This is a genomic window from Candidatus Bathyarchaeia archaeon, from assembly GCA_035935655.1.
GTDB lineage: Archaea > Thermoproteota > Bathyarchaeia > 40CM-2-53-6 > 40CM-2-53-6 > 40CM-2-53-6.
The window spans coordinates 323,275-337,016 of the sequence record DASYWW010000062.1 but is presented as its reverse complement, the minus strand read 5'-3'; the positions used below and the strand labels follow the sequence as shown (position 1 = coordinate 337,016).

17 protein-coding genes are annotated in these 13,742 nt (G+C 52.8%); 8 read left to right on the top strand and 9 right to left on the bottom strand.

What is annotated here, in order from left to right; translation table 11 throughout:
• The coding region (locus tag VGS11_13620) for a CDGSH iron-sulfur domain-containing protein (GenBank protein HEV2121126.1) at window positions 1-682 on the top strand (682 nt) is incomplete at its 5' end.
• A gap of 6 nt (window positions 683-688) precedes the next feature.
• On the opposite strand, the gene VGS11_13615 is transcribed toward VGS11_13620, so the two are convergent.
• Genes VGS11_13615 through VGS11_13605 form a run of 3 tightly spaced genes read right to left on the bottom strand, consistent with a single transcriptional unit; the run spans window position 689 to window position 2,281 of the window.
• A complete protein-coding gene (locus tag VGS11_13615; GenBank protein HEV2121125.1) occupies window positions 689-1,081 on the bottom strand; it encodes a nuclear transport factor 2 family protein in 393 nt (130 codons plus the stop codon).
• A 39-nt stretch (window positions 1,082-1,120) separates the two neighbouring features.
• Window positions 1,121-1,777, bottom strand: coding sequence for a hydrolase (locus tag VGS11_13610; protein HEV2121124.1), 657 nt, complete (start codon window positions 1,775-1,777; stop codon window positions 1,121-1,123).
• A 42-nt stretch (window positions 1,778-1,819) separates the two neighbouring features.
• A complete protein-coding gene (locus VGS11_13605) occupies window positions 1,820-2,281 on the bottom strand; it encodes an ester cyclase (protein ID HEV2121123.1) in 462 nt (153 codons plus the stop codon).
• Window positions 2,282-2,346: 65 nt separating this feature from the next.
• Here VGS11_13605 and VGS11_13600 point away from each other — a divergent pair, with 65 nt between their 5' ends.
• Complete coding sequence (locus VGS11_13600) at window positions 2,347-2,763, top strand: helix-turn-helix domain-containing protein (protein HEV2121122.1); 417 nt, start codon at window positions 2,347-2,349, stop codon at window positions 2,761-2,763.
• A gap of 39 nt (window positions 2,764-2,802) precedes the next feature.
• On the opposite strand, the gene VGS11_13595 is transcribed toward VGS11_13600, so the two are convergent.
• Complete coding sequence (locus tag VGS11_13595; protein HEV2121121.1) at window positions 2,803-3,309, bottom strand: nuclear transport factor 2 family protein; 507 nt, start codon at window positions 3,307-3,309, stop codon at window positions 2,803-2,805.
• Window positions 3,310-3,557: 248 nt separating this feature from the next.
• On the opposite strand from VGS11_13595, the gene VGS11_13590 reads away from it, so the two are divergent.
• On the top strand, window positions 3,558-4,208 hold the full coding sequence (locus tag VGS11_13590) for a lactate utilization protein (GenBank protein ID HEV2121120.1): 651 nt from the start codon (window positions 3,558-3,560) through the stop codon (window positions 4,206-4,208).
• A 231-nt stretch (window positions 4,209-4,439) separates the two neighbouring features.
• On the opposite strand, the gene VGS11_13585 is transcribed toward VGS11_13590, so the two are convergent.
• Window positions 4,440-6,041 (bottom strand): MFS transporter, encoded by a 1,602-nt coding sequence (locus tag VGS11_13585; protein ID HEV2121119.1) that lies wholly within the window; start codon window positions 6,039-6,041, stop codon window positions 4,440-4,442.
• 70 nt (window positions 6,042-6,111) lie between these two features.
• Here VGS11_13585 and VGS11_13580 point away from each other — a divergent pair, with 70 nt between their 5' ends.
• The 3 genes from VGS11_13580 to VGS11_13570 are packed head-to-tail and all read left to right on the top strand — an operon-like array spanning window position 6,112 to window position 8,089.
• A complete protein-coding gene (locus VGS11_13580) occupies window positions 6,112-6,597 on the top strand; it encodes a helix-turn-helix domain-containing protein (GenBank protein HEV2121118.1) in 486 nt (161 codons plus the stop codon).
• Window positions 6,598-6,618: 21 nt separating this feature from the next.
• Window positions 6,619-7,347: an RAD55 family ATPase gene (locus VGS11_13575; GenBank protein ID HEV2121117.1), complete on the top strand. Its 729-nt coding sequence runs from the start codon at window positions 6,619-6,621 to the stop codon at window positions 7,345-7,347.
• Window positions 7,337-8,089: a hypothetical protein gene (locus VGS11_13570; protein ID HEV2121116.1), complete on the top strand. Its 753-nt coding sequence runs from the start codon at window positions 7,337-7,339 to the stop codon at window positions 8,087-8,089. Before VGS11_13575 ends, VGS11_13570 begins: the two co-directional genes overlap by 11 nt.
• On the opposite strand, the gene VGS11_13565 is transcribed toward VGS11_13570, so the two are convergent.
• Window positions 8,070-8,852, bottom strand: a complete 783-nt coding sequence (locus tag VGS11_13565; protein HEV2121115.1) for a pyridoxamine 5'-phosphate oxidase family protein — start codon at window positions 8,850-8,852, stop codon at window positions 8,070-8,072. The genes VGS11_13570 and VGS11_13565 overlap by 20 nt on opposite strands.
• On the bottom strand, window positions 8,849-9,631 hold the full coding sequence (locus VGS11_13560; protein ID HEV2121114.1) for an ATPase domain-containing protein: 783 nt from the start codon (window positions 9,629-9,631) through the stop codon (window positions 8,849-8,851). The genes VGS11_13565 and VGS11_13560 overlap by 4 nt, the downstream gene beginning before the upstream one ends.
• 533 nt (window positions 9,632-10,164) lie before the next feature.
• Between VGS11_13560 and VGS11_13555 the strand changes: the two genes are divergently transcribed.
• Window positions 10,165-10,482 carry a hypothetical protein gene (locus VGS11_13555; protein HEV2121113.1) on the top strand — a complete coding sequence of 106 codons (318 nt, stop codon included), beginning with the start codon at window positions 10,165-10,167 and terminating at the stop codon, window positions 10,480-10,482.
• A 36-nt stretch (window positions 10,483-10,518) separates the two neighbouring features.
• On the top strand, window positions 10,519-10,701 hold the full coding sequence (locus tag VGS11_13550; GenBank protein HEV2121112.1) for a hypothetical protein: 183 nt from the start codon (window positions 10,519-10,521) through the stop codon (window positions 10,699-10,701).
• Between the two features lie 91 nt (window positions 10,702-10,792).
• On the opposite strand, the gene VGS11_13545 is transcribed toward VGS11_13550, so the two are convergent.
• Window positions 10,793-11,785, bottom strand: a complete 993-nt coding sequence (locus tag VGS11_13545) for a 2-oxoacid:ferredoxin oxidoreductase subunit beta (protein ID HEV2121111.1) — start codon at window positions 11,783-11,785, stop codon at window positions 10,793-10,795.
• Window positions 11,775-13,706, bottom strand: coding sequence for a 2-oxoacid:ferredoxin oxidoreductase subunit alpha (locus tag VGS11_13540; protein HEV2121110.1), 1,932 nt, complete (start codon window positions 13,704-13,706; stop codon window positions 11,775-11,777). Before VGS11_13540 ends, VGS11_13545 begins: the two co-directional genes overlap by 11 nt.
• Between the last annotated feature and the right edge of the window lie 36 nt (window positions 13,707-13,742).

Genomic DNA, 13,742 nt, shown 5'->3' with positions numbered 1-13,742 from the left:
GAAAGACGGGCCCTATCTCGTCTCGGGAAACATTCCACTAAAGGTACAGGTCATAACTCCGAACAGTGAAGGCTTCTCGTGGGACTGGAAAGACGGAGAAAAGTTCCAGGCGGGAAAAGAGTACAATCTCTGCCAGTGCGGGCAGTCGAAGAACAAGCCTTTCTGCGACAATAGCCATTTGAAAGTCAAATTTGACGGCAAAGAGACCGCGACCCGACGACCCTATGTAAGACGGGCGGAAGTGTTTGATGGACCCACACTCCAGCTCAGCGATGCGGAAGACCTCTGCGCCTTCGCACGATTCTGTGACGCTGGGGGAAGAATTTGGGGACTAACAGGACAAACAGACAACCCCGACGCCAAGATACTAGTCATTAGAGAAGCAAACCATTGCCCGGCCGGCCGACTGGTCGCCCACGACAAGAGGACCGGCAACGAGATCGAGGACCGTCTAGACCCTGCCATCGGATTGGTCGAGGATCCAGCCCTCGGGGTCAGCGGACCACTCTGGATCCAAGGCGGCATACCCATAGAATCAGCCGACGGAACACCCTATGAGATAAGGAACAAGGTGACACTCTGCCGATGTGGGGTCTCGGTCAACAAACCCTTCTGCAACGGGAGCCACGCGAGCATCAAGTTCAAAGACGGACTTTACGATTTCAAAAAGTCGAAACGCTAACCATTGTCAATGCAGTCTGTCGAAAAAGAGATAGACCGCTGCAATTCGTCCATCACGTGCAATGATGAAATCAGTTCCAGCGACAACCGGAGCCTCACCTGGGCGACCTTCTACCCACTGAACGCGTCCACCATTTCCCAATTCCTCGGGAGGGCCAATTGACTTGTATCGAAAGTCAGGATGAGTAGCTCTGATCTCGCCTGCGACGCGGTCGATCTCGTCACGACCGCGATGAACGCCTCCGGGCTCGTAGAATACGCAGTCTTCCGTAAAAATCTCATTGATGGCTACCCGCCGACGCGCGGAATCGTTTTCACCGAAGACGTCCATAAGATTGCGGGTCAGTAAGGTCGATACGAGAGACTTTTCCACGCTGGGCTTCGGATGACGGACTCCCATCGTGATGTGCACTACGTCCTCGTTAACCTCCCGACTAAACTAAGGAGCAGGTACTCCTCTTACGTCCCAAGGTCGCTGTGCGCTCTTGGCCAGTGGAGACCCGGGACCGAAAGCAATCTCCCGCACCGGTTGGATTGTGTCGGCCCTGCTCCAGTCTCTTTGAAGCTCGCATGCCAACTGCGTCCAGCTCTCGAACTTCCCACCAGCGAGGGCGATCCTTTGCAATGCGTACTGGTGAGCCTCGAGCGATGTGCCGCCAACCGCGTCGACCACAAGATATACCTCGTAGCCGTCCCTGAGGGCATCCAGAGATGGAAAGATCAGACACGCTTCTGTCCAAAGTGCGCACATTATCAGCTTCTTTCTCCCCGTCGCCTCGACTGCCTCCAGGAACTCCTCGTCCTCCCAAGCATTGATTGTCGTCCGGTCGAGCTCTTTCTCATTCGAGAGGACTTGCTTCAAAGGAGGAACGGTCGGCTTCTGACCACCCTTCACGTTAACGGTCGACAAGACAATTGGCAAGGCGAAGGCCTTCCCCAGTCTGGCGACACGAACGACATTGTCTACCAAGAGCTGGCGATCCATGGAGGCGATTACAGCAATCTGAGGGGACTGGTAATCAATGAAGATCATCGCCGCATTCTTTGATGTCAGAAGATGGTCGTTTACCTGGTCCCTTATCGGAGCGCTCGTCATCTCGAGCATCCTATCTTCGCGAGTGGGAGGAGTTCGCTGAATCTAATTTCCACTCTTCATCCAGGGTGGAGTGTAGGCTCCGATATCTGCGAGAATCTTTACTCCGTCCTCGCTGGCATAGTCATGCTCGATCTTGCCGTTCTTTATCTTGTACATGTCGATCGCGTCCCATCGGACTCTGCGGTTGGTTGCTGGGAATCCCAAGAGATTGCCCTTATGGGTGCCCTCAACTACTAGGCGAACTACAACGGTGTCATCCTTAGCAAGGATGTCCTGTTCTGTCGCGCTAATGTCCGGCAAACCGCCCACAACCGCTGTAAGGAGTCCGGCAATGTTTTGCGACCCTTCAACGGTTCCGAAATTGCCCCCGTGCCATTTTCCTTGGGGTGCAAAGAATTCCACAGCCCGATCCGGGCGATGATCGTTGAAGACTGTTCGCATGAACCCCCTCACAAGTTGTTTGTTGGCTTCTTCAATCTTGGATTGACTTTCTAATATCGACATAACAGTACCTGGTAAGAGACAAACTAATAACTTGGCGCTGGCTGGGGTGGTAGTGAGTGGCTCATATGTCACTGGCTATCAGAAGAAGACGGAAGACTGTAAGCGAGAGAGCAGCGATGAATCGCGTGTCCAGAAATCATAGTGCTTGTCCGGCAATTGAATCAATTACGAAGGTGGGAAACGAATTGCGGCTGGCCGTAGTCAGCTCGCTGATCCAGGGGCCCTTGAGATTCAGTGGAATACTCGATGTCGCTGTGGGCCTCGATCCAAAGAGTCTTTCCCGCGTCCTGAAATATCTCGCGTCAGAAGACATTATTCGTAGAGAGGTTTTGGGTACTCAGCCAGTTGCTGTGCAGTATTCTCTTACAGAGAAAGGTAGGCAATTGGAGCCCGTTGTAGAAGCGCTTAGGGTGTGGGGAGAGAGATGGATAACGCCGCCACAAGAGATCGTTGCGAGTAGCCCAGCGAGACTCTCTCACTAGCCAGAGACAATGCCGGAATAAGCGGCGTCGAAATCAATCTTACTCGCCGCCCAGCGCTTTCCAGGCTGCGAGAGAATCCATGTAGTCGACCCAGTGGACGATCTTTCTGTTTTCGATCGTGATGACCGAGATGAACCGGTTGTCGTAGGAAGCGCCGGTGGCAAGGACCTTCCCGTGGGTTTGATATTCGATGATGATGACGCGGCTGTCCTGGCTGCGATGCACAACAAGATGATTCGCAGAGTGGAGCCTAATGTTGTCACCGTATCCGGTTAATGCCTTCATGTACCCCTTCCCGCCTCGAATCTTTGCTGGCCATCCGGGAAACTCGTAGCGGAACTCCAAAATAGCGTCGTCAGTGAATGTCTCAAAAAAATGGTTACCGTCGACCAGCCCCTTGAGTCCTTTCAGAACGATGTCGAAGAAGGGGTTGAGGGCTTCAAATTCTGCATACTTGTCTCTCATCTTGTAGCACTTCTCAGCGCGCTGGTACCCGAGATGATTCTTCTTCCTAACCTTTTCGTGGGTCGCCCCCGGATACCCCAAGACTGACAGAAAATAAGAGAAGAAAATGGCGATGATTCCGACAAAAGTTACACCATGTGGAATCTTTCATCGTCTCGGAGTTTGAGCATCAGGCCCATCCGCCGGTGTAGTGATGATTTGGTATTGTATGGGGGTCGAAGTCGGGACCGACGAGTTCATGCGGTTAAGTTGGCTTGACCTACTTGGTCAGGATTAACTACTAACCATATATGTTGAATCAAACGCCAGTAGGGGCAAGGTGCGATTGAATGAGCACAATCGAAACAGTAACTCCTAGCAACGTGAAATGGGACAGGTTACCCGACAAGCAGACCATCACTCGAACCATCGACGCGTTGAAGAACAGAGGAATCAACGCCGAACTCGTCAACACTGACAGTGACGCTCTCAAGCTAATCACAGCGAGAATCCCTGAGGGCGCCGAAGTAATGACAGGCGCGTCCACCAGTCTCGACCAGATCGGCTTCACCGAACTTCTCAAGTCAGGAGCACCCAAGTGGAAAAACCTGAAACAAGAACTAATGGCCGAAAAGGACCCCTCGAAGCAGAGAAGCCTCCGAGTCAAGGCGACAGGGGCAGAATACTTCATCGGAAGCGTCCAAGCGGTTGCTGAAACCGGAGAGATCGTAGTCGCCAGCGCGAGCGGTAGCCAGATACCAGCCTACGCGTTCAATGCGAGAAACGTAGTATGGGTTGTCGGCGCTCACAAAATTGTCCGAAGCCTCGAGGAAGCTCTGAGAAGAGTGCGAGAGCACGCATTGCCCCTTGAGACCGCTAGAATGAAGAGCCAAGGATACCCTGGAAGCATGATCGGAAAGATATTGATTCTCGAGAGGGAGCCACCCCAATTCGGGCGAAACCTTACAATGATTCTTGTAAACGAAAAACTCGGCTTCTAAAGAGGACCGCATTCATAGATTGGGTCGCGAGCTTCCCCTGTGATTTATGAGCCCGCGGAGATGTATGCAGCGGAGGCCTGAAACTCGTGCCCGACCGAAACCTGTCCATGTTCCTTCAGCGCCTGTTGCTTGAAGGATAGGTGATATTTCGCCGATTGGTCCCCTGGCCTTCCACGAAGGATCGTCTTCGGTGAAAACCTGGACTCCCCTAGGTATGGTGTGCGGTGCTTCTCACCGTGCGTGCGATAGGGATGGCTTCTTTGGTCGTCCTGGTACGAAGCTGCTTGCAACCACTGCGATAATGCTCATTACAAGGAGTCCGATGCTGGCGTCGAGGACGGAGCCGGCGAGCGCTGTCCTGATCTGGGGCAGGAACGAGGCTAAAGGTGACCCGCTGAGGCCCGTGGAAGAGCTGAGAACGAACCCTACTTGGTTCGGATTCGCAAATAGCTCCGCGAGCTTTCCCTGATACTGAAAAGGCGCCTGCTGAACCAGTGCGGCTAGTCTTGACGACAAAGAGTTCAGTTGGATCGTGCCTATGATTCCTACCCCGACGGCGCCGCCTAGATTCTGGCTGAACGTTGACAGCGAAGAGGCCGTGCCGATTCTCGTCTGGTCAACCGAGTTCTGGAAAGCACTCAGGACGGATGCAAGCGTGACGCCAAGCCCCAGTCCTAGAGGCAGAGAGGCGATTGCGACTTCAACGAGCGATGGAGAGATTCCCACGAGAACCCGCAGCAGGGCGCCTAAAGTCACGATTAGTAGTCCGGACATTGTGACCGCGCGGTAGCCGAACCGGTTGACGACACGGCCGCTTACGATGCTGCCGATGATGAATGGAACCACGAAGCTATAGACAATGTTACGCACATCATCGATTGTGCCACCGAGAGCGCCCTGAATGAACAGTGACACGTAGACGACTCCACCGTAGAACACCATGCCACGGACCAGTTGAGTTGCAACACTAGCAGAGATCGTTCGGTTCCGGAAGAGACTGAGTGGAAGAATTGGGTTTCTAGCCCTTGACTCGACCCAGACAAAAAGCGGAAGCAAAATGGCGAAGCCAGCTAAGAAGACAGCCTCCTGCCAGGAAAACCACGGATAGGTTGTCCCGCCATTTAGAAGTCCGAGTAAGAGGAGAGAGACCCAGCCGCTTAGGGTTGCAACTCCGAACGAGTCAATCGAACGATCCATGACTTGTAGCCGAGTCTCTCGGAGAGCTATCCCGATGATCGCGAGCGCGGCGAGTCCAAGTGGTATGTTGACGTAGAATATCCAACGCCAGCCAACTGATTGGACGAGGTATGAACCGGCGGTGGGACCGAATATGGCGCCCGAACCGAGGACGCTTCCGCTGAGTCCTAGGACTCTCGCACGTCGCTCGGGCGTGACGCTGGTTCCAATGATCGCAAGCCCGATCGAGAAGAAAGCGCCACTTCCAACTCCTTGTATGGCTCGGAAGATGACGAGCTGCTGAATGGTTTGTGAAGCGCCAGAAAGGATGGAGCCCGCCATGAACAGGACGAGCCCCGCTAGGAAGAATCGCTTGCGTCCGTACATGTCGGAGAGTTTGCCGAGGATCGGCATGGACACTGTCTGGGCTAGAATGAACGCGGTGAAGACCCACGGGTAGAGGCCTAGACCGCCTGGCAGCGCGTGAATTATTGCAGGTCCCGCCGTGACCACGATGCTTTGATCCATCACTCCGAGAACCAACGCGAGTAGTGCGCCACCGATGACGAATAGGGCGGTTCTCGTCGTCTGGATTGGAGGTACCAGCTGGGTGGGCGCAAGAATTGCACGTTGAGATGAGGCTGATGTGGAACTCATGATAGACAGCTATACTTAGTATAGCTTAATAAACACGTAAGGGATCAACAGTATACTTGGTCACATGCGGATGGAACAATCTGTCCAGAAACACGATGAGATCCAGGACCCCTCTCGCCTGGTCCTATTGCAGGTAAAATTTGCGAAATGTCCCATTAAGACGAGTCTTGGAGTTCTCGGCAAAAAGTGGACCATGCTACTGTTACGGGACATAGGATTTCGTCGCATTGGTCGGTTCAACCGGCTGCTTGAGTCAATTCCCGGAATTACGCCCAGGGTCTTGTCTGTGCGGCTGAAAGAGCTTGAGGAGGAGGGGCTCATCGGGAAACATGTAGAGAAGGATGGGTCACAGGGCATTGTTCGCTGGTCAATTACCGAGAAAGGTGTGGATACATTGCCGATATTGTTGCGCTTGATAGCTTTCGGATCGAAGTGGTATCCAGAGGAGACGTTCGAAGATGGCAAGCGTCGAACATTCAAAGAAATATTCAAGCCTGGAGCCCTCGAAGAGCTACAGGAACAATATCCCGAATTGAACCTAGCTGTACCGAGCTGATCTAACGATCTCGGCCCCGTATTGGGTCTTTTGGAAAGCGCAACTTTCATAGTCTCGCCGACCCATCTTCCAGCTTGCTGTCGCTTGGTCTCAACCGGGGTCGGGGAGCTGGATCATCTTCTCAAAGATGGCTACCCTCCAAAGTCGGCCATCCTGGTGGTCGGACCGCCGGGCATCGGGAAAGAGGCCCTGGGCTACTGGTTTACTCAAGCCGGGCTCTCACAGGGCGACTTTTGCCTCTATGTCACTAGGTTAGCTGTTTCAGAGATAATTCAGGACGTGAAGGCGTTCGGTGCAGAGATCAAAGGACCAACAGTCTGGTTTGCAAGAGAGGGCGGCCAGACAAAGGTCGACATTAACGACCTCCCGGGATTGTCGTTCAGCATCAAGGAGATTCTGAAGAAAAACGGCGAGAAGCCAGCCCGGATCGTAACCGATGTCCTATCCCCGCTGCTAATGCTGAACTCGCCAGAGACCATCTATCGCTTTCTAACACAACTGTTGTCGGAAATGAAACAGTACAACTCAGTGGTGTTGGCGACCCTTGAGGATCGAATGCACCAACCGCAAGTTCTAGCCGCGATGGAACAGCTCTTCGATGGCGTCCTCGAACTTCGTCTATACGAAGAGGGGTTGAGAATTCGTCCCCTTCTGAGAATACTGAAGATGCGGGGACTGCCTCCTCTGCCTGGATTTTACAACTTTGCATTCACACATCAGAGAATGGAGATTACAGCATATGCCAAGTGAGCTTTCAACGATTTTCTTTGCATCTTGGCTCCTAGTCTCTGTGCTCTTTTCGTACGCCGCCTATTGGGCTTTCATTATCAGAAGGGCTCTAGTTCGCGGCCTATACAGAAGACAGGCATCCTGGGTCGTAGCGATGGGAATCTACTTCGTCGCATTATCATCGTTCCTAACCCTTGCGATATACTTCAACCTCAACACTCTCGCCGTAAATATCCTAGGGGGAGCGATCATCGGGTCAGGCTTCATAATCATCTTCGCATGGATGGACACGACGATTCGGGTGGCTCGTCGATCGGATCCTCTTTCTAGGGACACCCTACACTGGAGCAAGTTGAGATATTTTCTCGGTCTTGTAACTCTCGGTGGTGCCCTTGCATCCGTCATTCAGGCCATAAGTTCGGGATTCTCGCAAGTGGCTCCGTATGGGGGTGCTCTGTTCATCGGGGCATTGGGGCTGCTGATCAGCGCAAGAAGATCAGGAGACGCTACCCTAAGGAAGCATCTTGTTTGGACAGGACTCTGCACCTTCTTCCTCTGGCTTGCCAGCCAGGCGGAAATGCCTCTATCCGAGATCCAACTGCTCACGCAATTGAATCTTTCACAGGTGCTCACCTTTGCGATCGTGGCCGTCGGCGCGTTTTCTCTTTACAAAAGCGCCAAGTCGCTAATCCTATTGGGACACATATCCGCAGTGGAAGATGCTGGGGCGTTACAGATTGGAGCTAGCGTTTCGACATCCTAAGCAGGTTCTTCTCCTCTCCACTGACGGCTGCACCTGCAACCGCTACTGGAGAGACTTGGCCTCTGAAACTGCCAAGCATCTTTCTCTCTTGGTCGGATAGTGTTCCTTCGGAGACGCTTGAGTCTAATCCGGCTATCCAATCATGCCCCAGGCCCACGGGGCCGACCAGGACGTCTTCATCATTTGATGATTCGAGAAGTTTTGCCGACAACTCCAGACCAGATTCGTCTTTGGAAAGTCTGAGCGAATGACCCGTTTTGCTTGGCTGGGTCCTTGGGACGAACCTGCCGAACTTGTAGCCGAGCCAATAGATAATCTTCGAAGGATCTATTCTGATCAATCGGTACTTGTACAGCTTCCGCTCGTCCGGAAGCTCCTTTCCACGTGCATAGAAAGATAACATTCCCGGATACTTTTTGGTGAAGCCGATCATTTTCGGTCCGACAGAGAGGATGGAGACTAGGGTTCGGCCGATCGTGAAGATCTTTGACTTTCCTTGGACCATCGCGCCACAGGCTTCAGTGGTCACCTTTCCATTGTCGACGATGAACGAAACTGTCGGGTTAGCCTTGAGAATCTTGAACTTAGCCGCACTGATAGGCGTCATAAAGTAGAGTTTTTGATCTGAATAGTGGAAGGCTACGGGGTAGCTGTAGAGCTCTTCGCTCTTGGACAGGACGGAGAGGTATCCGATCTTGGCGTTCTTGAGTACTTCGATGACTTGGTCTGGAACGGGTGTTGACTCTCTCTTGGCTTGGCTCATTTCTCCGTTGACTGCCCGTAAACTTCCTCGGTCGAATAGACCTCGAGACCAGTGTTCTTAATCACATAAGGACGCGGAGTGGTGTCAACTTTGGATCCTCGCATCTTCAAGACCTGAAGGGTCCGGACTCCTTTCCTGAGAATACGTAGAAGAATGACGCCTTCGGCAAGATACTCTTCCGGTTGCAACACCCTATCCTCTCCTGTTGTCGGAAGCTCGCTTGTCAAGAGACACGTTGTTCCGGTCGACTGCAACACCTCAACGATGTCGAGAACCGCCGGTCGTCGCTCTTCTATCTGCGGAAAACGAAAGACAAGGTCCGATATTGAATCTACAACCACCCTCTTAGGCGAGACCTTGTCGATTCCCTCTTGGACGAGATCGATAAGATTGACCAGACCTAGCTCTCTTCCACCGACGGGGATTCTTCCAACCTTTGCTTGTTCTGGGATGCGTCGGACCTCTGTCGCGTCAACATATCCAAACTTGCCCTGGCTCTCGAGATTGGTAAAGTCCATGCTGAGGCTCATCATCTCGGCTATGAACCGGGTCTTGGGTTCGTTCATTCCTACATAGACTGCCTTGTCTCCCTGCCGAGTTACCCCATTGTGAAGGAATTGGGACACTAGAATCGTCTTGCCTGTTCCCGGTTCGCCTAGAACTAGGATTACTTTGCCCTCTGGGAAGCCGCCATCGAGAAGCGCGTCGAGACCTGAAATTCCCGAACTGACCCTACGGCCAATATTCTGAGTACTGGGCTGTAGTGGGAGCTGAGGCATGACGGGCGGTCTCTGGGTTTACCTTTATGGATTCTCTATATTGGCTCCACTACTCCCCGACGTGCCCCTTGGATTAGCGCCGGAGTGTGAATGCTACGAGGCCTGCTCCAACGGTTGGGGGTACCTCGTCTGACAGATCAAGAAGCTCGTGAAACAGGGATACACGTGATATCATCTCCAGAGCCATTGGTTTATCGGAAGGAATGATCAAGTCCATTTGAAGACCACTTGATGAGCCAGGCAGCCACCCTCTTTCGGGAGCATGTGACAAAAGGACTCAATACTCTGGACGGTAAAAGGGGAGACTATCGCCTTCATCTCTAACGAGTACCAATGGCCGCGTGATTCGGCGGGGTCCCACCTAATAGTCTCGAAGGATATCTACTATCTCGGTTAGCAATCGGCTCGTAACGTAGCTTCTTGGTAGCTTCGACAATCGCCTGACACCATGTGTGTTCTGGAGAATGCTTGGACTACGAGAGAAGACGCGTCGCGAAGCCGGTTGGTTGTAAGAAATTGAGTGTTCGAATTTGGTGGAAAGTAGCGATGGAGTCGATGGAAACGAAACTGACAGCCTCCGGTCGGACTTAGTCGTCCAGCTTCGAAAGAGCATAGCAAAGTCGAGCGAGATGATGCTCGATGAGAAGGTCGATCTGAAGGTTCGCGAACGTTGGACGCAGGTCCCCACAAACACGGCTCAGGTGTTGAACCAGGTTCTGCGGGACATGCAGTTCAAGGATTGGGAGAGACGGTTGAAGGAGATGGAGACACGAAAGCGCAAACTGCAGGGTTCGATCAGCAAACTGGAGAAGGACGCGGCTGGCCAGACCGGGGAAGCCTATCAAGGTTGAATGGGGCAGCAAAACGTCCAAGGAGGACCATAGAGGATGTCAGCCTCCGTCAAGGGACGGATCGAGCGCGAGTACGACCGGATGGTCGAGGACGATGTGCGAAAAGAGACTAGACATATTCCTCTAACAAACCTCGACATTCTGGATTTCTCAAAGAACACTCTAGGCTTCACCCCCGTCAGAATTCGCTATGGCTTATTGGAGTGGCCAATAAGTTAGGGTAATCCTTGTCGGCGAGAGTCAGCCGCTGACCTTGATGCTGCCCCAATCCTCCAAGTTAATCTAGGAATCTGCTTAGATTCGTGACGCTTTATTGCGTTACTGCCAAGCTTTCGAGTAGGAGTTCTCTTGAGAGATTCGCAAGATTCACGATTGATTTTCCATCGATCTTCGCAAGTCGTTGACTTGCAGGTGGCTCTTTCAGGTAACTTGGGCTTCGCGCGTTGATCCGTTCCTCATACGTTGGCACGGTCTCGTTTTGGTAAAAGATCCCGATTGGGATCTTGTCGCCCCATTCTCTCGACTTCTCTATAACCTGGACAAGATGTTTGTCAATTTCTTCATCGCTCATATCTGCCGTGACCCTTCCATTGTAGCCTGTCGCCTCCAGATCGTACGTTCGCGGCATCGCTCGCTTTGTCGCAGAGTCGATTCTATCTTCGCCACCATACCATTCTTTTGTGTTGATGTCGTTGTACGTTGGACATGGCTGGAGAGCGTCTATTAGTGCGAAGCCCTTGTGGGCGACGGCTTTCTTGATCATCTCTTTGAGATGTCTCGTATTGTAGGCGTAGCTTCGCGCGATGAAAGTAATTCCTGACGCTAAAGCGAGCATTATCGGATTGATATTGCTGTTAATGTTCGGCTCTGGAAGAGATTTCGTCTGCATTCCGAGATGTAGTGTCGGAGAAGCCTGTCCTTTGGTCAGGCCGTAGACGCCGTTGTCGTGGATAATGTAGGCCATATCGATGTTCCGTCTTCCAGCATGAACGAAATGGCCTGCACCAATCCCCAGCCCGTCACCGTCTCCTCCCACAGCGATAACCTCGAGATCGGGATTAGCTAGCTTGGCGCCTTGCGCATAACCTAGCACTCTTCCGTGCAGCGTATGGATACCGAAGGCGTTGGTGAAGTGGACGAGTTTGCTGGAGCATCCGATTCCGGAGAATAGTGCGACCTTGTTGATGTCAACAGGCATCTCTGTTAGGGCCATTTTCAGCGAGGCTTCGATACCAAAGTCTCCGCATCCGGGGCACCAGTCGTTGTGGACCTCTGTCTTGAGGTCGGTGAGCCTAAGCGCCATGTGTTAGCACGATTCTCCTGTTTTGCGATGGGTTGGACATTACTTGTTTGACTGATTGATAGATCTCGTCTTGTGACATTGGTCTACCATTGAATTTCACGATCTTGTTCTTGATATCTATCATTGTCTTTTCCGCTATTACTGCCGCCATCTGGCCTGAATAGTTCTGTTCAATATCTACCAACAGTTTGGCTCCCTCTAGTTTTTGTTTGACTGTCTCGGTTGGGAAGGGGCTTACGAGTCTTATCTGTAGAAATTCTACCCCGATCCCGTCTTTCTCTAGTAGTTTCATCGCGTCGAGTATGGGTCCTTTGGTGGATCCCCAGCTTACAATCGTGACGTCTGCTTGTTTCTTGGAGGAGCGGAAGAAGTTCACTTTCTCCTCTTCTGGAATCTCCTTCGCCGCCGTCTCGAGCTTCGTCATCCTCTTCGTCATCATTTTCACCCTGTTGTCCGGGTCTTCCTCGATGTGTCCCATCTCATCATGCTCGTCTCCAGTGTTCCAGAAGCGATAGCCTGGCGTTCCTAGAACTGCTCTCGGCGAGACGCCGTCCTCGGTGAAAGCAAATCGTCTGTATGGTTCCGCATCGCCATTTCCCTGATGGTCTCCTTGGATCAGTTTTCCCCTTTGAATTGGGACTAGATCGCCTTTTGGTGGGGTAATGGTCATGCTGTTGTTCGCTAGTCCCTTGTCGATCAAGTGGATGCTGGGCATCTGGAATCGTTCTGCATAGTTGAAAATCCTGATCGCGTCGTAGAAGCTTTCTTCCATGTCCCCTGAGCACAAGACGATTCTCGGGAACTCCCCGTGGGCGGCGCTGAGGACGAACTTCAGATCTCCCTGCTCATGTCTCGTCGGTTGTCCCGTCGCTGGACCGCCTCTCTGGTAGTGGGTTATGACGAGCGGAACCTCGTTCATTCCCGCCCATCCCAATCCCTCGACCATCAAGGAAAAGCCCGGACCCGACGTGGACGTTGCGGCTCTCGCTCCCGTCAGCGCAGCTCCCGTCGCCATGGTTATGGCCGCGATCTCATCCTCTGTCTGTGTCACTAGAATCGAGCCTTTTTGGCCCGGATTGTTGCCAACCGAGATGTCGAAGTTTCCGTGCGATTCTAAGAACTCGCTCTCGTCAGCCGCAGGGGTTATCGGGTAATAGGTCTGGACCCTGCAACCGCCCACCAGCTTCCCAAGTGCAACTGCCTCAACACCCATCAACAATAGCCTCGGTTGGTTCTGGATAGGGTGGAGCTGGAATGGAAACTGTTGCTTCAACTGGGACTTCGCAGCATCGTAGGCGAGCTTTGCGCCTATCTCGTTCATGTCAACGACCTTCCTCTTGCTGGCGAACGCTCTCTCAATGGACTGGTTGAGGTACGCCTCGTCGAAACCGAGGATTGCGAAGGAGGCCGCGACGGACAGAACGTTGACGATTCTTGAGAGTTTGCTTAGCTGGTGTTCTCCGATCTGGGCCGCCGTCTTTGCAATGATGTCATTGTACGGCATCGGGAATAGGTTGACTCCTCTCTTCCTCGCCTCGTCGAGTATCCCGCTGACGCTTCCAGGCAGACCCTGCTTTGCCAGTCTTGCCTTGATCCTCAACACGACCGGGGTCTCGATCGAATCGATCTTGTCGATCTCGATGTTGGCGAATGTCGGATCGTAGAGGATTCCTCCTCCCGGAGTTACTTCGTCCGCATGGCGGATCAGGGTCTCGGCATCGAAGGTAGCTAGGACATCCACGTTGTTTACGTGGGACCGGATCTTGTCGCTGTTTACCCTGACTTCGAAGTAGCTGTGCGGCCCTTTGATGCTGGAGTAGTATTCTCGGAGCCCGAAGGTCCAGAGCCCACCGAGCACGCACGCCCTCGCGAAAATGTTGGCGGATGAATCTACTCCGCTACCCTGCGGACCACCTGTCATCCATGACAGATCGTTGACCTTAACAGGGGTACGACT